Source organism: Lysinibacillus sp. fls2-241-R2A-57 (assembly GCF_030209535.1).
In the GTDB taxonomy this organism is placed as follows: Bacteria; Bacillota; Bacilli; order Bacillales_A; family Planococcaceae; genus Lysinibacillus.
Genome location: NZ_JARVRU010000040.1, coordinates 1 through 24,006 on the forward strand (window position 1 = coordinate 1; position 24,006 = coordinate 24,006).

A 24,006-nucleotide genomic window follows, 5' to 3' on the forward strand; every position below is an offset into this window, starting at 1 on the left:
CGAGAAACCGCTCAGGTCCAAGTGAAAAGCGCTCGGGTGAGCCGAGAAACCGCTCGGGTGAGCCGAGAAACCGCTCGGGTGAGCCGAGAAACCGCTCGGGTCCAAGTGAAAAGCGCTCGGGTGAGCCGAGAAACCGCTCAGGTCCAAGTGAAAAGCGCTCGGGTAAGCCGAGAAACCGCTCGGGTCCAAGTGAAAAGCGCTCGGGTAAGCCGAGAAACCGCTCGGGTCCAAGTGAAAAGGGCTCAGGTAAGCCGAAAAACCGCTCAGGTAAGCCATGAAAAAGAGCATCTCCCAAATTTTACATGCGGGTGATGCTCTTTTTTTATTATAAAGAAGATTTTTGAACTTCAGCGATTTTAGCGATTTGTTCCTCAATTTGCTCTTTTGTCCAACCATTCTTTTCAACGAAGAAGTTACGTTCTGCGCGGCGGCATTCGTCTGAACAGCTGCGCATATAAAAGGCCTCATGCTTTTCCTCGCAAAGCATTAATTTATGGCATTCAGGATTTGCACAGTTTGTATAACGTTCTGTCGGTTCACCAGTGAAGAAATCCTTACCGACAATCACATGCTCAACCTGATTAATGGGTACACTGCGACGTCGATCAAAGACGAACATTTGCCCATCCCATAGCTGACCTTTTACTTCAGGGTCTTTTGCATACGTGGCAATACCGCCATGTAGTTGGCCAACACTTTCTCCATAGCCTTCACGTTTTAACCAGCCAGAGAATTTTTCGCAGCGGATACCACCTGTGCAGTAAGTTAAAACTTTCTTGCCTTCAAAATCCTCTTTATGGGCCTCCATCCAAGCTGGTAGGTCGCGGAAGTTTTCAATATCTGGACGAATAGCGCCACGGAAATGCCCGAGGTCATATTCATAATCATTACGTGCATCAATAATGACCGTATTATCCTCCTGCATACGCTCCATAAATTCCTTTGGTGATAAATAATCTCCTGTTATTTCTAAAGGATTAATATCATCTTCTAAACCAAGATGTACAATTTCTCGACGAGGGCGGACATGCATTTTTTTAAAGGTATGCCCTTCAGCTTCATCTATTTTCCACATAATGTCGCTAAAACGAGGGTCTACCTTCATATGATTCATGTAAGCCTCGGTTTGCTCGACTGTACCAGAAACGGTTCCATTAATTCCCTCGAGTCCAACTAAAATGCGACCAAGAAGCCCAATTTCTTCACAAAGTGCTAAATGCTCTTCTGCAAATGTCACAGGGTCCTCAATAGCTATATATTTATAAAAAAGCAATACACGATAGTCTTTCTGTGTCACAATACTTAACCACCTTTAAATCAATATTCGTCCTTTAATATAGCATATCAAGTGCAATTTTGCGTAGGATAGAAGGAGTTTTCTAAAAAAGCACGAATAGTACATAGTGAATGACTATTCATATTTGGGGGTGTAAGGATGGAATTTTCAACGATTACATTAGAAAAATTAGAACGTCGTGCAACATTAACATTAAATCGACCACAAGCCATGAATGCGATGGATGATGTTATGATGCGAGAATTAGCAGAATGCTTCGAGGCACTACAGCAGGAACAAGAAATACAAGTGCTTGTTATTCGCGGAGAAGGAAAAGTCTTTTCTGCAGGTGGCGATATTAAAGCGATGCTAGATCCAAATAGGCCACTTAATATTAATGAGGCAATGGTTTATTTAACACGTATTGTCAAGGCATATTACCAGCTACCGATGATCGTCATTGCTGCGGTTCATGGCGCATCTGCTGGATTAGGTTTTAGTCTAGCTTTAGGGGCAGACATAGTGGTTGCATGTGAAAACAGTAAGCTTGCTATGAATTTCATAGGCATAGGACTTGTCCCTGATGGTGGCGGTCATTTCTTTATGAAGGAACGTGTAGGTACTGTCAAAGCTAAACAAATGATCTGGGAAGGAAAAGTATTAACTGCACCAGAAGCACATGATGTAGGATTAATTGACTATGTTGCACCAGATGGGACTGTTTTTGCGATCACAGACCAACTAGTTGGAAAAATGCTTGCTTCTCCAATGGCGTCGATGATTGCGACTAAAAAAATTCTACATGCTCAAAATTTACCGCAATTAGAGAGTATTTTGGCGATGGAAGCAGAGGGGCAGACAGCAATGCGTAAGACAGCTGATCATTTAGAAGGAATTCAGGCATTTGTAGAGAAAAGAGCGCCTGTCTTCGTGGGAAAATGAATAATTGATAAAGATAATAGTAAAAGGCGCGTAGTAAAGTTTACTACGTGCCTTTTATTAGCCACTGTTAGACATGGAATAAGATTAGTTTACCTGAAGAGTTAACAAGGCGATGAGTTTTTTCGGCAACACCTTTTTCCATGATTTGCTGTTGACCGTTAATTTTGGCAGCTTCATCGTTTTCGAATGTCCAAGTTTCATCAAATAATGTTTCCCCAGTTTTTTCAAAAGCAGTAAAACGATAATTCTTCATACAAACCCCACCTTTTACGTAAATATAATTCTATTATACATAGAAGATTTATAAACTTCACGGTAAAACTAGCGAATATTTCGATAAATAGCGAAAGATGTGGAAAAAATAAGGCGATATTACTGATGAATATTTTATGAATAAATTTCTCATCTTATGTGAAGTATGATAAAATAGAACAAATATTCGGTTTCGGCGTGATTCACGAATGTCTTAGCATAAAAAATGAGACACAGAAGCGATTAGTAAAATGATTTCGTAGCAACTTTTGAAAATCACGTTACTGCTTTGCGAGTGATAACAGATGACGCCAAGATGCAAATTATCTACTACTTGAGGTGATGAGATGTCAGCAATTCGTTTTTTCCATACAGCGGATTTACATTTAGATAGTCCATTTAAGGGCTTATTTGGTTTGCCTGATAATAATTTAAAAAAAGTTCGAACAAGTACTTTTGAAGCTTTTGATAAAATTATTCAGAAAGCCATTCAGGAGAAACCTGATTTTTTACTAATTGTCGGTGATATATATGATGGGGAAAATCGTAGTTTACAGGCACAAAGACGATTTCAAGAGGCAATGGAAAAACTTTTTCAGCATAATATTCCTGTTATTTTAAGCTATGGTAATCACGATCACTTAAATGGTGCTTGGACTCGCTTTGCCTTACCTAGCAATGTGTATGAGTTACCAGCGGAAACTAGTGTTGTACAGTTAAAAATACGTGGTCAGCAAGTCAATATTTATGGCTTCAGCTATGGTGAACGTCATATAAAGAAATCAATGATCGATAGTTATCCAATTGCACAGGACCAGCATGTTATTCATATTGGAATGCTTCATGGTAGTGAAGCTAGCGATACTACCCATGATGTTTATGCCCCTTTCACAAAAGATCAACTTCTTGAAAAAAACTATCATTACTGGGCTTTAGGACATATTCATAAACGACAACTTTTACATCAAAATCCACCGATTGTTTATCCAGGCAATATTCAAAGCCGACATCGGAAAGAGCAGGGGATAAAAGGCTTTTATGACGTAACCTTGTCCCAAACCACTGCTGACCTGGAATTTGTACCGACTTCAGCTGTTGTATATAACACGGTAGAGGTGGATTGCAAGAATGTGTTTCATGCAAATGAACTACTAGGGAAATGTGAAGAAGCACTAACGCTCAATCGTCAGGAGTATGGGGCATCTGTTGTTGAACTTCACTTAAAAAATATAGATGAACAATCACAATCTTTATTTGAACATGCTACAGTAGATGCATGGCTAGAAACTATTAGAGAAGCAGAGGATGGGATTGAACCGATGTGCTGGGTGCAAAAGCTCGTGTTACATCAATCGTCAGTATTGTTTGAGCATACTGCTGCAACTGAATCTGTGATGAACTTAATGGAGCAATGGGATATTTCAGAATGGAAGGATATTTTAAAGGATTTGTACCAACATGCGGGTGGTGCAAGACTCATTGACCCTTTAACAGAACAGGATATAAAAAATTTAATGCACAACGCACAAGAATTATTAACTGAAGAAATTCAAAGGGCGTGAATAACATACTAACGATACAAAAAATCCAAATTTATGGCTTTGGCAAGCATGAAAACATCACAATTTCCTTACATGAAGGTGTTACCATTTTTTATGGTATGAATGAAGCGGGTAAAACAACTATTCAACAGTTTATTTTACAAGTGCTTTTTGGTTTTCCTACGAAGCAGCAAACGCAACGTAAATATGAGCCAAAGATATCTACTAAATTTGGTGGTCAGCTAACAATTTTGCATCCGACTTATGGGCAATGCACCATAGAACGTGTTAAAGGGAAGGCAGTCGGAGATGTTACAGTTTATCTGGAAGACGGAACAACAGGGCATGAAGAGCTTCTAGCAAAACTACTATATGGCTATTCAAGAGCATCCTTTGAGTCGATTTTTTCTTTTTCATTACATGAGCTACAGGGCATTGAAAAAATGTCAGAAGAAGAGCTGACACATTTGTTGCTTGCCTCTGGGACAACAGGGATTCAGCAGTTATCGTCTCTAGAAAAGAAATTGGACAAAGATGCTAGTGAGCTTTTTAAAAAATCAGGTAAGGTGCCGCTCATTAATCAAAAATTGGAGCATTTAAAAAAGCTAGAACGCACAATTAAACAAGAACAAGGCAATATTCAGACCTTTGAGGATAAATTATTGCAATTACAACAGCTTGATCAAAGGCTAGAAGGGTTATATAACCAGCAAAAAAAACAGCAGCAAAATTGGCAGCAGCTAACAATTCTTAAGCAGGCGATGCCACTTATGAAACAGCAAACGGCTTTTGAACAGACGCTAAAAAGTTATGGACATGTGCAGTTTCCGCCAGAAGGCATCCGGCGTTATGAGCAATTAAAGGATCGCCTTATGCATGAAACACTACAAATGGAGCAGTTGAAGGAGCAGTATCAGGTATTACAAAATAAACTGCAGTTAACAGTGGACGAGCAAACTATTACTGAAATGGCTCGACTTTTGAATAAGGAAGCAACATGGAATCAGGTAGTTGTGAAGGAACAAAACTTGATGGATGAGCTGTATTTACTCGAGCAAGAAATAGAAGCACAATTTCGTTTATTAGGTGTACAGGAAAAAACAGCACAAGATATTCTGCTTGAGGAAACAGTATCATTACAGCAAGAGGAACAATTTCAACGGCAATTAAGCCTATTAGAAGAAGCGGAAGAAGAACTAAAATTTCATCTGCGTTCGCTGGAGCAAATACATGCAGAATTAGATACGATTGCTCAACAGAAACAACAACTTAAACAGGAGTCATTATCTACTGAGGAAGAACATATTTTAGCACAGTGGCCTCAGCGTAAGCGAAAGCTCGATCAATTGCGTTATGGAAGGTCACAACGCTCGAAACAGCAACAACCAAGTGTATTTATATTTATTGTGTTAGCAATAAGTGTACTGTCGTTTATTTATGGTGTTTTTGAAAAAAATATGGCTGTAATCGTCATAGGGGCGGTTATGTCATTGTTTATTATTTTATATTTAAAATTTGCTAGACAAGCACATGAAGCGCCAAGTAAACAATCTAGTCAGGAAATACGTGAGTTAGAGCAGGAGGAAAATATTGCTCAAGCCATACTGCTAAAAAAACAAAGACTTGAGGATCGCTGGTTACATGTAAATGAGCAACAGCAAGAAAAAGAACGGCACTATGTGAAACTTGAATATAAAATTCAGCAGGCTGAGCAGGTGAGTGAAGAAGTCACTCAGTCGCTTCAACAATTTTTACGGCGCTATCGGCTAGAGGAGAATGTACCGAAAACATTATTACCAGAGCTGTTTATGCGCATTCGTGGTGTTCAAGAGCTGGCAGCGAAAAAGAAGAGTACATGTACCCTACTACAATCGATACAAGCGGAAAAAAATGAGTTATTAGAACAAGCGCAGCGAGTGTTAAAGGCAGAATATAGTGAGCAGGAAATCTTTATGCATTTACGCACTACATTCCTTACTTTGCAGCAGGAGCAGCAAGTGTCCGAACAATCAAAAGAGCAATTGACTAGCCTTCAGACCAAAATTCAAGGAGTACAATCTCATATAGAGAGCTATGAGTCTGAAATTACTCAGTTATTTAATGCTGCAAATGTTCAATCAGAGAAGGTTTACTATGAGACTCATGAACAATTTGAGCTACAGCAAAAAATAAAGACAGAACTTCAAACAATTCAGAGTCAGCTTATTTCACTGGATGTAGACAACGAGCAGTTATTGATAGACGAAGAACAGCTTCATGAAAAAATGCTTGCTTTAGAAGAGGAGCGGGACGCATTGCAGTTATCAATAGATCATTGCATAGAACAACGAGCGACGCTACAAATTCAAAAGGAGAATCTTCTAAACGATGAGAAATACGGTCAGTTGCTTCAACAGTTTGAACAAGAGAAATCAGTGTTGCAGCAGCTGATAGGACAATGGACTGCAAAAAAGGCATTGGCTACTGCGATACATGAAACATTATTCCGCCTGAGAGAAGAAAAATTACCACATGTTTTGACAGAGGTTAATGCAATGTTTAATTTGTTAACAGGTGGACGTTACGATAAGCTTTTAATTAATGATGAAGGCTATTTTGTTGCACAGGATGTTTCTGGATTACGTTATCAAATGGCAGAACTATCACAGGCAACGAAGGAGCAAGCTTATATTTCGTTACGCATGGCACTAGCTAAAACACTTACAGCTTCTGCTCCATTTCCATTTATTATGGATGATCCTTTTGTCCATTTTGATCGAAACCGTACAGACAAAATGGTACAATTAATGAAAGAAGTAGGGTATGAACGTCAGATTTTATATTTTACTTGCCATGACGCGATGCTCGAGCATTGGCAGAAAGACCAAATTGTCGATGTAGGGGCACTAGCAAATGAAAGGGGAGTGGCGTCAACATGAAGGGTATTACGACGCTCCAGGTTGGAGAATCAGTTGATCAATTTTTATTAATTAAACAAGCGACAAAAGGGGTTACCACAGTTGGAAAGCCATTTATGTCACTGTTATTACAAGATAAAAGTGGAGATATTGAGGCAAAGCTATGGGATACAAATGAAGAGCACGAAAAAACGTACCACGCTGAGGCAATTGTACGTGTAGGTGGAGAAATTCATGACTACCGCGGCAAAAATCAATTGCGTATAAAAGCAATCCGTGTAGCAAAACCAGAGGAGGGAATTGCTATTAATGATTTAGTTCCTTCCGCAGCAACTCCAAAAGAACAATTATATGAAGAGTTAACGCAATTTTTCTTTGATATTAAAAATCCAAATATATCACGAATTACCCGAGCAACTATTAAAAAACATCAGGATGCTATTTTAGTATATCCAGCTGCAACGAAAAATCATCATGATTATGCATCAGGCTTACTAGATCATATGGTGTCAATGTTGAGACTTGGTAAAGCCATTGCTGATCTATATCCTACATTAAATAGAGATTTGTTATATGCAGGAATTATTTTACATGATATTGGTAAGGTTGTTGAGTTATCAGGACCAGTTGCAACAATGTATACTGTTGAGGGGAATTTACTAGGCCATATTACGATTATGGTTAATGAAATCGCTATGATTGCTAGTGAACTAGAGATCGAGGGCGAAGAAGTAATGCTATTGCAACATATGGTGCTATCTCACCACGGTAAAGAAGAATGGGGCAGCCCGAAAAAACCGATGATTCAAGAAGCGGAAATTTTGCATTATATTGATAATATTGATGCGAAGATGAACATGTTAACACGAGCACTTGGCAAAACAGCGCCAGGAGAATTTACGGAGAGACTATTCCCACTTGATAATCGATCGTTTTATAAGCCGACTATTAAGTAAATGTTCATCACTGTTTGGGGATGTTTGAAAGCTGTCTTAAATCAAAAAAATGAATCCTTTTCATTTGCTTTGATAGAATAACTTTATTTCAAAAAAACAGCATACAAAAAGGGTTACGCCTGTATTAGCGTAACCCTTTTTCATATAGTAAAAATAACAACTATTTAGATTCTGTATCTTCAGATTTGTCTTTGTTATCTTCAGATTTATCTTTGTTATCTTTATTTTCTTTAGCCGCTTTTTCTTCAGCTTTTTTAGCGTCTTCTTCAGCTTTTTTAGCTGCTTCTTCAGCTTTTTTAGCTTGTTCTTCACTTGTTGTTGAAAGGGCGTCTATAGCTGCTTTGAATTCTTTATCAGATGTTTTTACATCAGCGTCCTTCGCAAGATTTGCAACGATATCTTTAATGATCTTCTGATCTTCACCTGTATTCTTTAATTTACCTAGCATTTGTGTACGAATGTTATCTTCTTCGTCTTTGAATGAGCCAACACCTTTTACATCACGCTTGTCCGTAATTTCAATAATGTGGTAACCAAAGCTTGTTTTTACAGGTTCGCTTAATGTATTTAAAGGAAGGGCATAAGCAGCATCATTAAATTCCTCTACCATTGCGCCAACAGAGAACCAGCCTAGCTCTCCGCCTTTTGGAGCAGAGCCAGTATCAGTTGAGTATTCTTTTGCTACGTCCGCAAAAGGTGCGCCGCCTTTAATTTTGGCAATAACTTCATTAGCAGTTTTCTCATCTGCCACTAAAATATGACGACCATTTAACTCTGTTTTCATTTGCTCATAATATTTTTTTACATCTTCTTCTTTAATAGCTTTATCTTTTAAAGCTTTTTCTTGAAGAAGTGGGAAGCGTAAAGTTTCTTTAAAGTCTTTTTCAGTTAAGCCATTTTCTTTAAGAACTTTGTCAAAGTTACCACCGAATTGCGAAGCCATTGCGTCATAAGCTTCTTGGATTTCTTTATCTGTTACTTCGTACTTATCAGCTAATAATTTTTCAGACACCATTTGTTGTATTATAGCAGGGCCTGCTAAAGTTTTTGCTGTTTCATTAAAGTCAGCAACTGAAATGTCGCCTGCTTTTGAAGTAACAATCGTTTCTTTGTCTCCTCCGCTACAAGCACCGAGCGCTAGTACCGAAGCGGCTAATGTTACAGATAAAACTGTCTTTTTCATAGTAGATATTCTCTCCTAACGTGGTTTCGTCCATTGCTTACTATAACATAAACGTATTAAAAACAAAATGGTTCCCCCCTTGAGTATAGCCTATATTTCTAATTTTGAAGCGCATAGGATATAGAAAAGAAAGGGGGTGAAGTTATGGGCAGCGGAGGATACGGCGGCGGTGGCGGCGGCGGCTATGGTTCAGGCTCAAGCTTTGCTTTAATAGTCGTGTTATTTATTTTATTAATTATTGTTGGTGCAGCGTTCCTATACTAATTGATAAAATGAAACTTCATTCAGAGGGGTTCATTTCCCTCTTCTCTAAAGGATAGAGGTCATATCTTGTGAAAACGCTTGTGTGACCAACATCCTGGTGGCATGATTTACTGGCAGTCGCTCCCCAAATACTCTGATTTACCCCGATCAGTTTGAAGTCGAGTCTTACTGCCGGTTATATGTAGGTTAAAATGGCGAAAAGCTAAGGATTAAATCGTCCTTAGCTTTTCTTAACAATAAAAGGCATTCGCGCGCACGCTTGGGGTCGCGTCCCCAAAATAAGATTGGTAAGAACGCGATGTCACATGGGGTGTCAAACTTACCTCCATGCGAGCAAACGGGCGCGGCTGCACTTTTTCTTTTTAACTATACAGCATATAAAATTTCAATATAAAATGAGACAAGTAAAATTGTAATCAGTATATTTATAGTTCGGAATATTTTTGGCTGTTTTTCTTCGGGAATTTCACGTCGCATGCACAGTGCATAAGTCATGCGGTTTATTTGAAATAAATAGAATACCGAGAATAGAACTACAATCATTAATAGCAAGTCTATTCCTCCCCTCTTTCAGTATTAATAGCATAACAAAAAACGTTCATAAAACACAAGTACAAGCAATTTAGTGAATAGTGGGCGGCACTAAAATTTCATAGCCCTTTGGTGTCTCTTCAATTTGGGAGTCTTTAGGTGAATTCAATAAATACTTCACATACAAAATATCAATTAAACATAGACTACAATGGTAAGCTAAAAGCAATGTGCCGTAATGGGTATATGCAGGGAATAGCAATGTACCTATTAAAATACCTGTATTTATAACAATAAATGGCGTGAGTAAAGCTAAAATATAACGATTTTTCGATAAAGGCTCCTGAATACGCATGTGTAGAACAGGAATAACATAGAATTGGGTACGCACACGCAATTTTAAATGTTGACGTAAATCATACAATGCTAGAAAGTGAAAGCATTTATGAATTGGATAGAGTGCTAATATAGCAATAACAAATAGCCATAATAAATGATCGGTATAGTGCTCGTCATTAAATAAATTAAGTGTTACATAGGAAAGAGAAAAGACGGTTAAAAAAACAATTACAGACATTAGTATGATACGCGTTGTTCCGTAATGATGTTCTAGGTTTAAAATTTTCCAACAATGCATGGTTTATCAACTCCGTAATAGGAAGGGTCCTATTTAATGTAAATTGATTTATGTTAGAATGCAAGAAAAAGGAGGTATCTCAGAAATTTCTGAAATACCTCTTTTAGCATTTATCTTCTCTCACTTTAACTTCTTTCAGCAAATGTCTTTTGTAGCGAAAGCAAAGCGTCAGCTACAGAAGTCTCCCACCTCTATAGGTAATGAGATGAATGCGAATTTAAGTTACTTTTCAGCGGGTGTCCAAACACCCGCTGAAAGAAGTTAAGCCTCTGGCCGATGTCACGGAATCGGAAAGGAGTGCTTAGGGGATGTTAGCCTAAAATCATCGCATCCATGCGATAACGGCTAACTGACCTGCATCGTGCAGGCCTAAGCTCAAAGCCGATTCCGGACGCAATTATGCCGAGGCATAATTGATTGGTCAGTAAGAAGCATTTCCATGATAAAATCGAGACTGAGTCTGTACTGCCTTCATGAATAACGGACCTTAAAAGCTCGATTAGCTCACTTTCATCCTTTTACAGTTGAACGTTCTTCCATCGAGTCCAAGGAATTACGGAAGTGCTGGAAGGAACGCTCGAAGATGTCGATGAAGTCTTCTCCGTATATATTACGAATAACAGCCATAACATCTAAAAATTCTGGGAAGCGTCCGTATAAGTCTTTTAAAGCTAACGAGCCTTCAAGCACAGAATGATACGTATTATGATAATTATTGTTCATTTCAATAATAAGGTCTGTACCTGCTTCTGTTAACTCAACATACGTATTACGTTTGTCGTCATCCCGCTTTGAAAACTTTAGGAATCCACGCTCTTCTAACTTCTTAGAAAAATTAAATGCAGTCGAAACGTGCATAACCCCAAACTTTGCTACATCGGAAATCGAAGCCCCTTTTAAATGATACGAAATCCATAAAATATGATGTTCGTTAATATTTAAATCGTAGGGTTTAATCCATTGCTGCCAATCTTTTTCAACCGCTTTCCATAAGGCTTTTGATAATTGCGCAATTCTTTGACTATAAAGCATCGCTTCTTTTTGAGTATATAATTCCTCTGACAAAGCCATCACCTACTGCTTTCTTTAACATTTTAAAAATATTATAGCAATAAAGAAAAAAAGTTTAAAGTTAGAAAAATTAAAAAATTGAAAAGTGGTTAAAAAATGATATTATAGCAATTATTTTTAATAAAAATATAGATTTTCCAGTGTTCATGGAGGGCTTTAGTCGCTAATTTTTTCTTGTGACTTTTTCCCTTTTTCTGTGAATTGTGCGACATTTTTCTCGATTTCGCTTATTGAATTCTGTAATGCTTCTATTTCTTGTTGTAAGTTATTCTTTGACGGCTCGATTTCTTCTGTAAATGTAGCTATTGTTTGTTTTAAATCATTTACTATTTGTGGTATATTATTTTTCACTTCAATTGTTAATGAATTAACGGATTGTTTCACTGTGTCTACTTGCTGCTTCACATCTAAAAGTTTGTCCTTAGTACTTTCAGCATTTGCTCGCAAATTAGCGCGTAATTGTTGTCCTGATTGAGGAGTTGAAAAAAGTACAGCGATTGTCCCGCCGACAATCCCAGCTGTCAGTCCAAATAAAAATGGTTTTGCTTTCATATTGAATACCTCATTTCTATAATTGTTATGTGTTATCTACTATTAAACCATGAAATGCACAGATACAAAAAGAAAAAAGAAACTAAACGAGTGATTTTGTATCACAGTTTAGCTTCCTTTGTTAGATTAAAGTGCATTTTCTAGCTTATGCAGCTTTTTGTTAAATTGAAATAGCTGTCTTGAATTTAGAACGTTTCACTAATTTTGCAACTATAGGATAAATAATTGCAAAAGCGATGACATTAAATGCTACAGCAGGTAGTACAACACCTACAAAAAGAACAGCGAATGTTGCACCAACATTTGCGTTGAACACAAAAAGTGCTACTGCTAAAAAGACAGTTCCAGATAAAATTGTTCCTAAACCAACTAAGCTAGCTGATACGACGAAATTGTTTACCAATTTTTTTAGTACAAGTAAGGCAATTAAAAAGACAAAACCTGTAACTGCTTTATCGATAATATTTGGAACAAGGCCAGCCGGAAACGTTGTAAACAATCCGGAAAGTACACCTGTCACTAAAGAAAGTAAAAACGTTTCTTTAACAGTAGGGAACAATAAAATGCCAATAAACATCATTGTTAGCATGAAATCAGGCTTCATGCCATTTACCATACCTGGTGTAACTACATAAAGTGCAGCACCGACACCAACTAAAAGTGCCATTAAAACTAAATTCTTTGTATTCATTTCTAATCTCTCCTCAACTGAGCTAATCTATTTGTCTCCTAACGTGTCCTCATGACCGTTAGCGAAACTTATTTGTGATTGTACGATAAATACAAGTAAATTGCAATATACTATTCTGATAATTCAAGTGTTTGCCATTTAACTTCTTTTCGATTCCGGACGCAATTATGCCGAGGTATAATTGATTTAAAGGTTGGCTTTAATGCTTTCTGCAACGTCACTTAATTGCTCTGGTGTATATTTTTGCGTTTGCCAAATTAAGCCCAAACCTTCTTTTTCATCGTAACGCGGAATAAAATGTAAGTGGTAGTGGAAAACAGTTTGTCCAGCTGCAGCACCGTTATTATTAATTGTATTCAGTCCAATTGGATTAAAAGCAGCTTTAATAGCATTTGCAATTTTCGGTGCTACTGCATATAAGTTGCTAGCCACATCCGCAGGCATTTCAAATAGATCCTTACAGTGATGTTTTGGGATTAATAGTGTATGACCTTTTGCTACAGGCGAAATGTCAGTAAATGCATAGACATGTTCGTCTTCATAAATTTTTGTACTCGGAATGGATCCATCAATGATTTTGCAAAATAGGCAATCGCTCATTTGAAAATTCCCCCTTATTTTATATGTAAGTACATTCTATCACACTCATAACTGTATCATTTGCTAATTTTTGATAAAATATAAACAAGAAGAGGAGTGAGGGCATGACGGTATTAGAGGTACAACATGTGACAGGTGGTTATACAAGAAAGCCTGTAATTAAAGATTTATCATTTACAATTGAAAAAGGAGAGTTGGTTGGCTTAATCGGCTTGAACGGTGCTGGTAAAAGTACAACGATTAAGCATATTATTGGAACGATGCTTCCAAAAGAAGGAGACATTCGTTTAAATGGTGTGACGTTAAAGGAAAATACGGACAAGTATCGTACAGCATTTTCTTATATTCCTGAAACACCTGTATTATACGATGAGCTAACATTACGTGAACATTTAGAATTAACTGCAATGGCTTACGGGTTAGATGAAGCAACGCTAGCAGCACGTTCGCAATTATTATTAAAGGAATTTCGAATGGAAAAACGACTTAATTGGTTCCCATCGCATTTCTCAAAGGGGATGCGTCAAAAGGTTATGATTATGTGCGCCTTTTTAGTCAATCCAAGTCTTTACATTATTGATGAGCCTTTTGTGGGACTCGATCCGCTTGGGATTCAATCCTTGCTTGATCAAATGGATGAAAAGAAAAAAGAGGGCGCTTCTATATTAATGTCGACCCATATTTTATCGACCGCTGAAAAGCATTGTGACCGCATAATTTTATTGCATGAAGGTCGTGTGCGGGCACAAGGAACAATGGAGGATCTACGCAAGGCATTTGCGATGCCAAATGCGACATTAGATGACTTATATATTGCAATGACAAAGGAGCACGACCATGAAGAACTTGCGTGATGTATGGTCCTCTCGCTTCATGCATTATATAGGTGAAGTGCAAAAATATATGCGATTTATTTTTACGGGGCATATAGCGATTGTACTAGTATTTCTTATTGGAGCAGGGGGCTATCAATATAGTGAATGGCTGAAAATCGTACAGCCTGATTTTCCAGCAGTGATTTTAATTGCGGTGGTAGTGGGGATTTTACTAGCATTTAGTCGTCCAACTTCACTTTTGAGAGAGCCAGACCAAGTATATTTATTACCTTTAGAATCAAAAATGTCACAGTATTTTAAAAAGGCATTAGCGTGGACGTTTTGGTCACAAATTTGGGTTGTAGCGATAGTTTATATCGTTAGTATTCCTTTATTAAAGGCTGTTACTGAATTAACAACATTTGAGATTTGGTCAGTTTTCTTCCTTATTATTGTATTGAAGTATTTGAGCGTTCAAGGTGAATTTAGCTATCGTTATAGTGAACGTGGTCAAATGATTTGGGTGGACAGGCTAATTCGAGCTGTTATCTTTGGTGTTGCTGTGTACATGGGGCTTAATATGCAACTCATTTTAGTACTTATTGCTGTTGCTATTGGGTGTGTGTATATTGTTATATTTAGGAAAAAATGTGCTGGTGAGCCTGTACCGTATGAGCATTTTGTGAAGCTAGAACAAAATCGCATGATGAGCTTCTATCGTTTTGCTAATTATTTCACAGACGTTCCGCATTTACGTGGAAGCATCCGCCGTCGTGGTTGGCTTGACTGGATTTACAAATTTGTGTCGTACAAGAAGGACAATGCTCAAAAGTACTTAGTGTTCCGGACATTTGTGCGTACAGACGATCATTTTTATTTATGGTTACGATTAACAGTGATTTCAGCTGTTATTGCAGCCTTTGTAGATATCCCTGTCGTTACATGGATTGTTGCAGGTGCATTGAGCTTTGCTACAACAATACAGTTAAAGCAAGCATTATTAGCAAGCGGTGAATTCCGCATGGACATGCTTTATCCTTTACCAGATGAAGCACGCAAAGTAGCGGTCAAACAAATTGTGCGACTAGCGATGGTAGTTCAAGCTATTATCGTTGGCCTATGTGGTATCACACAGCCTATGTTTTATGTAACCATTATTATCATTTTGGTTATTAGTGAATTGACTGCTAGAGTCTCGAAATCCTGAATATGATTAATTTCGGCTTATCACCAAAGGGTAGATGCATTTTGTTAAAATGTATGCCATGTGAATAAGTTGATTGGAGTGGAGACTGGGCGACTCCTCGGGTTCACAGCGCCACAGATGAGACCCTGCAGCGAAGCGGCTCATCGGACACCCCAGTCGGAACGGAAATCAACCCACGTTATGGTGATCAGCAAATTATAAAAGCTCATTTCTCCAATTCTTTGATTGGAAAAATGAGCTTTATTTTTTATTCTATTAATTGATAATCTAGTGCTGCTGTTACTAATACCTTTGCAGCAATAAGCATGCCTTTTTCATCTATATCGAATTTTGGATGATGATGTGGTGCATATTCAGTTGGTGCGGCACCAGTAAAGAAGAATGTACCTGGCTTTTCTTCTAAGTAATAAGAGAAATCTTCAGCCCCCATAGTTGCTTCAATCTCAGTAACATCGCAAATATCCTGTGCGATATTACGCACAAACAGTGTTTCCTTCTCATGATTTACAACTGCAGGGTAGCCACGACGGTAATTCAGTTTAATTGTACAATCATGCGCAATTTCTGTACCTTGAATAATCCGTTTAAACTCACGTTCCATCGTTTCACGAACATCCTTATTAAATGTTCGAATTGTACCATTTAAATAGGCTGTATCGGCAATAATATTGTCAGCATTAGATGCCACGAATGAACCAACTGACAAAACAGCCGATTCGGTTGGGGCAACACGACGTGCGACAAGCTGTTGTAAATTTATAACAAGCTGAGAGCCAATAACAATCGCATCCTTTGTTTGATCCGGATGAGCGCCATGACCGCCCTGGCCTTGAATTTTTATTTCAAAACTATCAACAGCAGCCATCGTCGGCCCTACGCGGTAGCCAATCATGCCTGTTGGATGGTTAGAAGAAAGATGCGTACCAAAAATGGCATCAACACCATTCAAAGCCCCAGCCTGTACCATCCCAATTGCTCCACCTGGATCAACCTCTTCGGCATGTTGGTGAATTAGTACATATTCTCCAACTAACTCATCGCGCATTTCCCACAATAGCTTACCGATAATTAACAAAGTAGCCGTATGACCATCATGCCCACAAGCATGCATTACGCCAGGCACAGTTGATCTATATGGTACATCTTTTTCATCTTGTATAGGAAGTGCATCAAAGTCTGCGCGTAAGGCAATTGTTTTGCCAGGCTTGCTTCCTTTAATCCGTGCAATCAGACCATAACCACTAACATTAGCTTCGACTGGCACGACTAACTTTTTATAAAATTGAACAATATAATTGGCGGTGTCTTGCTCCTGGAAGCTTAGCTCCGGATGCATATGTAGATGACGGCGAATAGCCACCATTTCATCAAAATGAGCATCGATCTTTTCGAGTAGATGTTGGTTCATAGTAAACCTCCTTAAACAGATTATCTTCAATTGTATTAACAAAATAATAGTTTTATTAACAAGATAAAACGTAGGTCAACACTTTTCACGGGAGAGTACTCGCGGAAGCGTAGCAAATACCCGCGCGCCCGGGGAGAATACCCGCGAAAGCGGAGCAAATACCCGCGCGCCCGAGGAGTATCCGCGGAAGAAGAGTAAATACCCGCGCGTCCGGGGAATACCCGCGGAATCGGAGCAAATACCCGCGCGTCCGAGGAGAATACCCGCGAAAGCGAAGCAAATACCCGCGCGTCCGGGGAGAATACCCGCGAAAGCGTAGCAAATACCCGCGCGTCAGGGGAATACCCGCGAAAGCGTAGTAAATACCCGCGCGCCCGAGGAGAATACCCGCGCGCCCGAGGGGAATACCCGCGGAAGCAGAGTAAATACCCCCGCGTCCGAGTGAAATACCCGCGAAAGCGAAGCAAATACCCGCGCGTCAGGGGAATACCCGCGGAAGCGGAGCAAATACCCGCGCGTCCGGGGAGAATACCCGCGAATGCGTAGCAAATACCCGCGCGTCAGGGGAATACCCGCGAAAGCGTAGTAAATACCCGCGCGCCCGAGGAGAATACCCGCGAAAGCGTAGCAAATACCCGCGCCCCTCAACTAAGCTTCGTCTTCTTCTTTTGGATCGACGCTATAGGTTGTGACATAGGAAGCTGCTGAGAAAATGTTTTGCTGATTTACGCCTGTTGGTTCTTCAAGTTCAGTATGGGCTGATGTAAAGGCGTTTGAGCTTTTCCATGCTTCAAATGAATGAGGACCGTGCCATTGTGTCATAACAATGTAGGTTTCACTGTTTAATGGACGGAGTAGTCGAAATGCTACAAAGCCTGGCTCATCTTCTATAGCGCGTGCTCGGTTTAAAACGCGATGTTCAAAAACTGGTCGACCTTCATCTGTAACGGGAATATTGTTGAAGAAGAAGAAGCCGCGTTCTTCTAAATTATGGACTGAATCTAGTACTTCAAACTTTCGTGGTGTGGCAAATACAGATTTCCCTTCTGTTTCATGTATAAGCACAGAGTTACCTTCTCCGTGTATTAAAATCATTTCTTCTTTTGGATATTTATTTTTTAACTGTTGTAAAAAATCACCTGTACCAGAAGTTAAATAAATATACATAAATTTGCCCTCCTTATGAATGTTCATCTTCATCTTCATTAAATTGATAATCTAGTGTGATTATCTCCATTTAAGTGTAAGTCTAAAGCTTTGTCAAAAAGAAAAAATCTTAGAAAGAACAATTTTATGACATTTCTCTAGGAAAACTATACAATATCAGAGGAAGCGTTTACTATTGAAAACGGATATCAATAATAACGAAATAAACAAGAGAATTTTACGATATAAATTTTATCGAGGGGAAGGAAATATTCATGACAACTTTTAATGATACACTTCTACGTGCTGCACGAGGAGAAAGAACGGAGCATACACCAGTGTGGTATATGCGACAAGCAGGACGCTCTCAGCCAGAATATCGTGTAATAAAAGAAAAGTACTCATTAGAGGAAATTACACATCAACCTGAGCTTTGCGCGTATGTAACGCGTTTACCAGTCGAAAATTACAATGTTGATGCGGCAATTTTATACAAAGATATTGTAACGCCTCTTCCGGGTATTGGTGTAGATGTAGAAATTAAAGCAGGCGTAGGTCCTGTAATTTCAAACCCTATTCGATCTGTCGCTGATATAGAAAAATTAGGTGAATTCAATGCGAAAGAACATACACCATTCGTTTTAGAAACGATAAAATTGTTAACAGAAGAGCAGTTGAATGTACCATTAATCGGCTTTGCTGGGGCGCCGTTCACTCTTGCAAGCTATATGATTGAAGGTGGGCCTTCAAGAAACTATAATAAAACAAAGTCATTTATGGTATCAGAGCCTCAAGCTTGGTTTGCATTAATGGATAAATTAGCTGACATGATTATTTCTGATGTTACTGCCCAAGTTGAAGCGGGAGCAAAGGCGATCCAAGTATTCGATTCTTGGGTTGGTGCTTTAAATGTTGAAGACTATCGTGTTTTCATTAAACCAATTATGACACGTATTTTTGCTGAGTTGAAAAAAGAAAATGTGCCACTTATTCAGTTTGGTGTTGGTGCAAGTCATTTAGCGAAAGAATGGAATGATTTACCGATAGATGTTGTTGGCTTAGATTGGCGTTTACCAATTAAAGAAGCGCGTGCAAACGGTATTACAAAACCAGTTCAAGGTAACTTAGATCCATCGCTATTACTTGCGGATTGGTCTGTTATTGAGAAGCGTACGAAAGATATTATTGATCAAGGTTTAGAAATGCCTGGACATATTTTTAACTTAGGTCATGGTGTATTCCCAGAGGTAGACCCAGAAGTGTTAAAACGCTTAACGACATTAATTCATGAATATAGTGCTCAACAAATCCAAGCACGTTCTTAAATAATGTAGAAGTGACCAAGATTTTAAATCTTATATCCTGTTCTATGAAAGAAGTTCTAATTTCATTCATAAGAAAGGATGCTGTCCAATCTGATGAATTGGACAGCTTCTTTTTGTCACATTAAAGATATAATTTTAACTATTTTAGAGGTGAAAAGTTAATGAAAGAAATTAAAGGCTTATTAGTAATGGCATACGGAACACCCTATAAAGAAGAAGACATCGAACCTTACTATACACATATCCGCCATGGTCGCAAACCATCAGAAGAGCATTTAGAAGATTTACGTAGTCGTTATGAAGCAATCGGTGGTTTATCGCCACTTGCTGCTGCTACAAAAGCACAGGCTGAAGCTTTATGTGCGCGCTTAAATGAAGTACAAGATGATGTGGAATACAAATTATTTATCGGTTTAAAGCATATCCATCCATTCATTGAAGATGCTGTAGAAGAAATGGTAGCAGAGGGGATTAAAGAAGCGGTTTCTATCGTATTAGCGCCTCATTTCTCAACATTCTCTATTAAATCATATAATGGCCGTGCGGTAGAAGCAGCTGCAGGTCGTTTAACATTTACTTCTGTGGAATCTTGGTATGATGAACCAAATTTCATTGAGTATTGGAAAATCAAAGTGAATGAAACATTTCATGCCATGTCTGAGGAAGAACGTGAAAAAGCATGTTTAATTGTGTCTGCACATTCACTTCCAGAGAAAATTAAAGAGTTGGGCGATCCATATGAAGATCAATTAATCGAGACAGCTCGACTAATCCAAGAAGCGACAGGCGTAAAGAATGTAGAAGTTGGCTGGCAATCAGCAGGACAAACACCAGAACCTTGGATCGGTCCAGATGTTCAGGACTTAACGCGTGAACTTTACGAGCAAAAGGGCTTCCGTTCGTTCGTTTACACGCCAGTGGGCTTTGTAACAGAACATTTAGAAGTTTTATATGACAACGATTTTGAATGTAAAGTGGTTTGTGATGAACTTGGCGCGAAATATTATCGTCCGGCAATGCCAAATACACACCCATTATTTATTGATGCAATGGTTGATGCCATTCATAAAAAATTAAGCTAAGCGAAAAGAAAGTGATGATGTTGGTGACTCAGAAAAGACGTAAGGTAGTTGTTGTAGGCGGTGGCATTACTGGCCTCACAGCTGCGTTCTATTTGCAAAAAGAAGCAATCGCAAAAGAATTGCCGTTAGATATCGTACTTGTCGAGTCGTCATTACGTCTTGGCGGAAAAATACAAACACTGAGAAAAGATGGCTTTATTATCGAGCGCGGGCCAGAATCTTTTTTTGATCGTGAGAACTATGTATATGCTTTGGCAAAGGATTTAGGAATTGAACAAGAATTGATTACAAGCAATGCAGGACCGAATTATATTGCTGTTGGTAGTAAATTATATCGAATCCCTAGTAATCTTTTGTCTGGGGCAACACCGCTTATCTCGTCATTTATTACATCAGGTTTGTTTTCACTCAGCGGTAAAGTCCGTGCAGCGGGTGATTTTTTCATCACCCGTTCTGCGCAGGATGATGACCAACCATTGGGGCAATTTTTTAGAAGAAGATTCGGTGCTGAAGTTGTGGAAAATCTAGTAGAACCATTACTTGCAGGAACATTTGCGGGTGATATAGAGCAGTTAAGCATGCGCTTAACATTCCCGCAGCTCTACGAATTAGAACAAAAATATCGTAGTCTACTTATTGGTATGAAAAAGTCTGGTACGAATTTTTTAAGTAACAATCGCATCGAGAAAGATAAGGGGATTTTTCAAACTTTTAATAATGGTCTTGAGACACTTATCGAAAAGCTTGAAGAATCACTACTTCCTGGGACAGTTATGAAGGGTGTTAAAGTTGAAGAAATTGAACATGGTAAGGATGGAACTGTCCAAGTTGTGTTAAATAATTTTACACAATTAAAAGCAGATGCTGTTATTATTGCCACACCATTTAATACGGCAAAAAAAATGTTCAACAAACACCAGTTATTAACTGAATTGAGTACGATGAAGGCAGCAACTATTGCTACTGTAACAATGGCCTTTAAAAAAGATCAGTTAGGTGACTTAGATGCATTATCAATTTTTGTCTCACGAAATAGTGATTTTTCAATAACTTCTTGCACTTGGATTAATAGAAAGTGGCCTGGCACAACACCAAATGATTACGTGCTATTACGCAGTTATATTGGACGAGTGGGTGACGAGGCAGTTGTAGCGTTATCTGATACTGAAATTGAAAAGACTGTATTGCAGGATTTAATGAAAACAATTGGTGTAGATGGAGCACCGTTGATGACAGTAGTTTCTCGCTGGAAAAATGCTATGCCGCAGTATACGGTAGGTCATGAGGCGAAGATAGAGCGTGTAAAGCAAGAATTGCAAGAACATTTTCCAACTGTTAAGCTCTCAGGAAGTTCTTTCGAAGGAATATCAATACCTGAGTGCGTTGAGCAAGGTAAAAACGTTGCTAACAAAATATTAATGGAAATGTTTGAGCAGCAATAAAACTAAAGATGGTTAGTCGCACAAAGAAGATGCGAAATATCACTGAACAACAAGCCAGGGAAGGTTAAATAAAACTTCCTTGGCTTATTTCACTTTAAGATACCTAGAATCTACTATTAGAAAATTCGATGACATGACCATAATATCCCGTCAGAGTTAGCACCACCTAGCATGAGCCCTATATCTAATCCATCAGCTTCATAGAATAAATCAATCGCATCTCCCGCAGTTAAGTCCAACACTCCAGCTAGCGTTACGGTTCCAGCACCTAAAATCGTACGTACAGTTAATTGGCTTATGTCTATATTTAATATTGGCAAGAGCCCACTTATTAAGTTTGTTGACGTGTTTCTACGGATTGCAAATGAAGGATTAACTCCCGCATCTAAATTATAGGAAATAGCTGCAGCTGTGGAAAAATTAATGGTAGCTTCAAAACAATATTTTCCTGTTTTTGGAACAGTGAATATGCCAGTAATTGAATCAAATGCAGGTGTTGAGTAAAAAGGTGTTACAACACTCCAGTTTTTAATGTTAGAAGACCTTCTAACATTAAAAGAACTTATGAAAGCCGAGAAACCTTCTGTAAATGCAGGTTCAGAAGTTCCTATTGATCCAGTTGCATCTGTTGCTCCAATGTTTTCGGTAGGCTCAGTACCCCTCGTAGCACTTGTACTTTCGGTAGGTCTAACTGGCCAAATAGGGGAGCGTAGAATAGGTCCACTTAAACAACAACAAGGGAATGTATTACATTTGCTACAAATTCTATCTAGAAAATTTCCGAAATACATTATTTCACCCCCTCTCCTAATATCGTATTCATAGAGGAAATGGGATAAATAGACAGTTAACTACTTGTTTATTATAAATATCACAATTATGGTAGGAACTTAAATTAGATAAAATAGACCTACTTATATAGAAGTATTAAATAGGAAAACAGTCTTCTTCAACTTCTTATTGAGCTAACGGAGTTAAGTTTAATAAGGAGTCGTTTATAGCGATGACTTTTTGTGTAATTTTTGAAAAGTAAAAAAACTCCTTCTTGTATATTATGAAAAAAGTGTGGCTCTTCACCAAAATGTGTGGTTGATTTCCGTTCCGACTGGGCGCTTTGCCGCTGACGCTTCGCTTTCGCGCAGAGCAGAGCTTCCTGGGGGCGTCCGATGAGCCGCTTCACTCGCGTTGCTCGCTCCAGGGTCTCATCTGTGACGCTGATCCCCAAGGAGTCGCCCAGTCTCCACTACAATCAACTAAAATACAGCGCATATATTAAAAATGACATCCACAACTTTTGGTGATGAGCCAAAAATATGATAGAATGCATTAATTTGTATTTGGTGATGAATCGACCGACATCTCAAATTTTAAAGGGGGAGACGTTTCGTTGGAATATAAAGGATTTAGTGTTTACGATCAAACTGATTTTTTTGAAAATTATATGACTAGAAGAAACAGAAAAGATAGTCCGAATAATGCCATTGAAAGACCGATTATCTATGAATTAATTGGGAGCTTTCAAGATAGTAGCGTTTTAGATTTAGGGTGTGGTGATGCATCGTTTGGAAAAGAACTCTTACATTTAGGAGCAAAAAGCTACACAGGAGTAGAAGGTTCAGAACAAATGGTGGCAGTGGCACGTTCTAACATACTTCAACAAAATGGGACAATACACTTTGAAACAATGGAGTCTTATGATTATCCGAAAGATGCATTTGATCTTGTAACATCGCGATTTGCTATCCATTACGTTTCAGACATTAACCGTCTGTTTCAAGATGTTCATAAAACACTTAAAGAAAACGGAAGATTTGCTTTTAGTATCCAGCATCCACTTACAACTGCGTCATTTGCGAGTAAGCAATCTGGGGATAAACGAGGTAATTGGATCGTCGATGACTATTTCCGTGAGGGGGAAAGAAAAGAGCCTTGGATTGACCAAATAGTAGTTAAGTATCATCGTACAATCGAACATTATTTTATAGCACTTAAACAAGCTGGCTTTTCAGTTCTAGATTTACGTGAAGGTACTCCAAAGCGTGAACATTTTAATAGTGAAGATGAATTTGTTAGAAGACAACGAATTCCAATTGTACTGGCTTTTTCATGTGTGAAGTAAATAAATATCCTAATATTGAATGTTGAAATAACAGGGGCGCTTGTTCAAGAAAATACAAATTTTTTTATT

Annotated in this window: 25 protein-coding genes and 1 pseudogene; 13 read left to right on the forward strand and 13 right to left on the reverse strand. The window is 38.5% G+C overall.

Going from position 1 to position 24,006, the window contains the following annotated elements; translation table 11 throughout:
• Positions 1-278, forward strand: a pseudogene (locus tag QRN68_RS08310) (hypothetical protein); the annotation flags it as partial.
• Positions 279-325: 47 nt separating this feature from the next.
• Here QRN68_RS08310 and trhO read toward each other — a convergent pair.
• The gene (trhO, locus tag QRN68_RS08315; protein WP_285396342.1) at positions 326-1,297 is read right to left on the reverse strand and encodes an oxygen-dependent tRNA uridine(34) hydroxylase TrhO; all 972 of its coding nucleotides are present in this window, start codon (positions 1,295-1,297) and stop codon (positions 326-328) included.
• A 138-nt stretch (positions 1,298-1,435) separates the two neighbouring features.
• On the opposite strand from trhO, the gene QRN68_RS08320 reads away from it, so the two are divergent.
• On the forward strand, positions 1,436-2,218 hold the full coding sequence (locus tag QRN68_RS08320) for an enoyl-CoA hydratase (protein ID WP_285396343.1): 783 nt from the start codon (positions 1,436-1,438) through the stop codon (positions 2,216-2,218).
• 67 nt (positions 2,219-2,285) lie between these two features.
• On the opposite strand, the gene QRN68_RS08325 is transcribed toward QRN68_RS08320, so the two are convergent.
• Positions 2,286-2,471 carry a YhzD family protein gene (locus QRN68_RS08325; RefSeq protein ID WP_285396344.1) on the reverse strand — a complete coding sequence of 62 codons (186 nt, stop codon included), beginning with the start codon at positions 2,469-2,471 and terminating at the stop codon, positions 2,286-2,288.
• A gap of 346 nt (positions 2,472-2,817) precedes the next feature.
• On the opposite strand from QRN68_RS08325, the gene QRN68_RS08330 reads away from it, so the two are divergent.
• The 3 genes from QRN68_RS08330 to yhaM are packed head-to-tail and all read left to right on the forward strand — an operon-like array spanning position 2,818 to position 7,864.
• Positions 2,818-4,032 carry a metallophosphoesterase family protein gene (locus tag QRN68_RS08330; RefSeq protein WP_285396345.1) on the forward strand — a complete coding sequence of 405 codons (1,215 nt, stop codon included), beginning with the start codon at positions 2,818-2,820 and terminating at the stop codon, positions 4,030-4,032.
• A complete protein-coding gene (locus tag QRN68_RS08335) occupies positions 4,029-6,929 on the forward strand; it encodes an ATP-binding protein (RefSeq protein ID WP_285396346.1) in 2,901 nt (966 codons plus the stop codon). The genes QRN68_RS08330 and QRN68_RS08335 overlap by 4 nt, the downstream gene beginning before the upstream one ends.
• On the forward strand, positions 6,926-7,864 hold the full coding sequence (gene yhaM, locus QRN68_RS08340; protein ID WP_285396347.1) for a 3'-5' exoribonuclease YhaM: 939 nt from the start codon (positions 6,926-6,928) through the stop codon (positions 7,862-7,864). The genes QRN68_RS08335 and yhaM overlap by 4 nt, the downstream gene beginning before the upstream one ends.
• Before the next feature lie 160 nt (positions 7,865-8,024).
• On the opposite strand, the gene QRN68_RS08345 is transcribed toward yhaM, so the two are convergent.
• Entirely contained in the window at positions 8,025-9,047 is a 1,023-nt protein-coding gene (locus QRN68_RS08345) for a peptidylprolyl isomerase (protein ID WP_285396348.1), read from the reverse strand.
• Positions 9,048-9,191: 144 nt separating this feature from the next.
• Between QRN68_RS08345 and QRN68_RS08350 the strand changes: the two genes are divergently transcribed.
• Complete coding sequence (locus tag QRN68_RS08350; RefSeq protein ID WP_083227091.1) at positions 9,192-9,311, forward strand: YjcZ family sporulation protein; 120 nt, start codon at positions 9,192-9,194, stop codon at positions 9,309-9,311.
• Between the two features lie 366 nt (positions 9,312-9,677).
• Here the strand turns inward: QRN68_RS08350 and QRN68_RS08355 are convergent, their stop codons facing one another.
• Together QRN68_RS08355 and QRN68_RS08360 are read right to left on the reverse strand one after the other, a co-directional pair.
• Positions 9,678-9,863 carry a hypothetical protein gene (locus tag QRN68_RS08355; RefSeq protein ID WP_285396350.1) on the reverse strand — a complete coding sequence of 62 codons (186 nt, stop codon included), beginning with the start codon at positions 9,861-9,863 and terminating at the stop codon, positions 9,678-9,680.
• Between the two features lie 70 nt (positions 9,864-9,933).
• Complete coding sequence (locus QRN68_RS08360) at positions 9,934-10,479, reverse strand: DUF3267 domain-containing protein (protein WP_285396351.1); 546 nt, start codon at positions 10,477-10,479, stop codon at positions 9,934-9,936.
• A gap of 58 nt (positions 10,480-10,537) precedes the next feature.
• Between QRN68_RS08360 and QRN68_RS08365 the strand changes: the two genes are divergently transcribed.
• The gene (locus tag QRN68_RS08365) at positions 10,538-10,744 is read left to right on the forward strand and encodes a hypothetical protein (protein ID WP_285396352.1); all 207 of its coding nucleotides are present in this window, start codon (positions 10,538-10,540) and stop codon (positions 10,742-10,744) included.
• Between the two features lie 245 nt (positions 10,745-10,989).
• Here the strand turns inward: QRN68_RS08365 and QRN68_RS08370 are convergent, their stop codons facing one another.
• The 4 genes from QRN68_RS08370 to QRN68_RS08385 form a co-directional block, all read right to left on the reverse strand.
• On the reverse strand, positions 10,990-11,550 hold the full coding sequence (locus QRN68_RS08370) for an HTH-type transcriptional regulator Hpr (protein WP_285396353.1): 561 nt from the start codon (positions 11,548-11,550) through the stop codon (positions 10,990-10,992).
• Between the two features lie 156 nt (positions 11,551-11,706).
• Positions 11,707-12,102: a YtxH domain-containing protein gene (locus tag QRN68_RS08375; protein ID WP_285396354.1), complete on the reverse strand. Its 396-nt coding sequence runs from the start codon at positions 12,100-12,102 to the stop codon at positions 11,707-11,709.
• Between the two features lie 160 nt (positions 12,103-12,262).
• A complete protein-coding gene (locus QRN68_RS08380; protein ID WP_285396355.1) occupies positions 12,263-12,793 on the reverse strand; it encodes a tryptophan transporter in 531 nt (176 codons plus the stop codon).
• 186 nt (positions 12,794-12,979) lie between these two features.
• Positions 12,980-13,393, reverse strand: coding sequence for an HIT family protein (locus tag QRN68_RS08385; protein ID WP_285396356.1), 414 nt, complete (start codon positions 13,391-13,393; stop codon positions 12,980-12,982).
• A gap of 104 nt (positions 13,394-13,497) precedes the next feature.
• On the opposite strand from QRN68_RS08385, the gene QRN68_RS08390 reads away from it, so the two are divergent.
• Positions 13,498-14,247: an ABC transporter ATP-binding protein gene (locus QRN68_RS08390; protein ID WP_285396357.1), complete on the forward strand. Its 750-nt coding sequence runs from the start codon at positions 13,498-13,500 to the stop codon at positions 14,245-14,247.
• Complete coding sequence (locus tag QRN68_RS08395; RefSeq protein WP_285396358.1) at positions 14,231-15,415, forward strand: ABC transporter permease; 1,185 nt, start codon at positions 14,231-14,233, stop codon at positions 15,413-15,415. The genes QRN68_RS08390 and QRN68_RS08395 overlap by 17 nt, the downstream gene beginning before the upstream one ends.
• 247 nt (positions 15,416-15,662) lie before the next feature.
• Here the strand turns inward: QRN68_RS08395 and QRN68_RS08400 are convergent, their stop codons facing one another.
• Positions 15,663-16,823, reverse strand: coding sequence for an amidohydrolase (locus QRN68_RS08400; protein ID WP_285396359.1), 1,161 nt, complete (start codon positions 16,821-16,823; stop codon positions 15,663-15,665).
• Positions 16,824-17,471: 648 nt separating this feature from the next.
• Positions 17,472-17,990 carry an antibiotic biosynthesis monooxygenase family protein gene (locus QRN68_RS08405; RefSeq protein WP_285396360.1) on the reverse strand — a complete coding sequence of 173 codons (519 nt, stop codon included), beginning with the start codon at positions 17,988-17,990 and terminating at the stop codon, positions 17,472-17,474.
• Positions 17,991-18,244: 254 nt separating this feature from the next.
• Between QRN68_RS08405 and hemE the strand changes: the two genes are divergently transcribed.
• From hemE to hemY, 3 genes are all read left to right on the forward strand, one after another.
• Positions 18,245-19,294, forward strand: coding sequence for a uroporphyrinogen decarboxylase (gene hemE, locus QRN68_RS08410; RefSeq protein WP_285396361.1), 1,050 nt, complete (start codon positions 18,245-18,247; stop codon positions 19,292-19,294).
• 161 nt (positions 19,295-19,455) lie between these two features.
• On the forward strand, positions 19,456-20,376 hold the full coding sequence (gene hemH, locus QRN68_RS08415; RefSeq protein WP_285396363.1) for a ferrochelatase: 921 nt from the start codon (positions 19,456-19,458) through the stop codon (positions 20,374-20,376).
• A 14-nt stretch (positions 20,377-20,390) separates the two neighbouring features.
• A complete protein-coding gene (gene hemY, locus QRN68_RS08420) occupies positions 20,391-21,818 on the forward strand; it encodes a protoporphyrinogen oxidase (RefSeq protein ID WP_285396364.1) in 1,428 nt (475 codons plus the stop codon).
• 116 nt (positions 21,819-21,934) lie between these two features.
• On the opposite strand, the gene QRN68_RS08425 is transcribed toward hemY, so the two are convergent.
• The gene (locus tag QRN68_RS08425) at positions 21,935-22,609 is read right to left on the reverse strand and encodes a hypothetical protein (RefSeq protein WP_285396365.1); all 675 of its coding nucleotides are present in this window, start codon (positions 22,607-22,609) and stop codon (positions 21,935-21,937) included.
• Between the two features lie 158 nt (positions 22,610-22,767).
• Positions 22,768-23,043 (reverse strand): hypothetical protein, encoded by a 276-nt coding sequence (locus QRN68_RS08430; protein WP_285396366.1) that lies wholly within the window; start codon positions 23,041-23,043, stop codon positions 22,768-22,770.
• Positions 23,044-23,205: 162 nt separating this feature from the next.
• On the opposite strand from QRN68_RS08430, the gene QRN68_RS08435 reads away from it, so the two are divergent.
• Complete coding sequence (locus tag QRN68_RS08435) at positions 23,206-23,937, forward strand: class I SAM-dependent DNA methyltransferase (RefSeq protein ID WP_285396367.1); 732 nt, start codon at positions 23,206-23,208, stop codon at positions 23,935-23,937.
• Positions 23,938-24,006 lie beyond the last annotated feature (69 nt).